At 72.2% G+C, this 981-nt stretch carries 1 protein-coding gene and 1 pseudogene; both read left to right on the top strand.

Annotated features, from left to right (window positions below; translation table 11 throughout):
• Nucleotides 1–192: pseudogene (locus G3I40_RS26660) on the top strand (hypothetical protein); the annotation flags it as partial.
• Nucleotides 189–981: glycosyltransferase family 2 protein (locus G3I40_RS26655; protein ID WP_164304707.1), on the top strand; the 793-nt coding region annotated here is incomplete at its 3' end. The pseudogene G3I40_RS26660 and the gene G3I40_RS26655, both read left to right, overlap by 4 nt.

Raw genomic sequence — 981 nt, 5'->3', positions numbered from 1 at the left:
CGCTGCCAGCTGTTCGCCTCCGCCTGCTACGTCACCGGCGGGCTCGGCGGGGCGGCCGTCGGCGGCACCATCGGCTCGGCCTGGGGCGCCGCCGCCGCGACCGTCTGCGGCTCGGCCGTGTGGTGGCTGCAGCTGCGCTCGGCCCTGCGCGAGCACCACCAACTCCCCATTCGTGAAGTGAGGACGTCATGACCCCCCATCCCCGGTTGAGCATCGGTCTGCCCGTGTACAACGGCGAGGAGTACCTCGCCGAGTCGCTCGACGCCCTGTTGGGCCAGACCTACGAGGACTTCGAGCTGGTCATCTGCGACAACGCCTCGACCGACGGCACACAGGACATCTGCCGCAAGTACACCGAGCAGGACGCCCGCGTCCGCTACATCCGGCTGCGGCGCAACATCGGCGCCGCGCCCAACCACAACTACGTGTTCACCCAGTGCCGCGGCGAGCTGTTCAAGTGGGCCTCGCACGACGACCTGTACGCCCGGGACCTGCTGCGGCGCTGCGTCGAGGCGCTGGACGAGCGGCCGGACGTGGTCCTCGCCCACTCCGGCCAGGCGGTCATCGACGGCGACGGCCAGGTGACGGTGCCCTACGAGTACGGGCTCGCCACCGACCTGCCGAGCGCCCCGGACCGGTTCCGCAGCTTCCTGTTCGAGCCCGGCGGCGACGACTTCTACGGCGTGATGCGGGCCGACGTACTGCGCCGGGTGAAGCCGCACGACAGCTACCACCACGCGGACCGCACGTTCGTCGCCGAGCTCGTGCTGCACGGTCCCTTCCACCAGGTGCCGGAACTGCTGTACTTCCGGCGCGACCACCCCACCCGCGCCGAGCGGGCGAACCCGTCCAAGCGCTCCCGCTGCGTCAACCTGGACCCGCGCCGGGCGGGCCCGCTGCACCCGACGCCCCGGCTGCTCGCCGAGTACGTCTGGGGCTTCGCCTCGGCGATCCGGCGCGCCCCGCTGTCCGCCGCCGACC

The sequence above is a fragment of the Streptomyces sp. SID14478 genome (genome assembly GCF_010548525.1).
Lineage (GTDB): Bacteria > Actinomycetota > Actinomycetes > Streptomycetales > Streptomycetaceae > Streptomyces.
The sequence above is the reverse complement of the archived record's forward strand: the minus strand, read 5'-3'. Positions and strand labels throughout refer to the sequence as shown.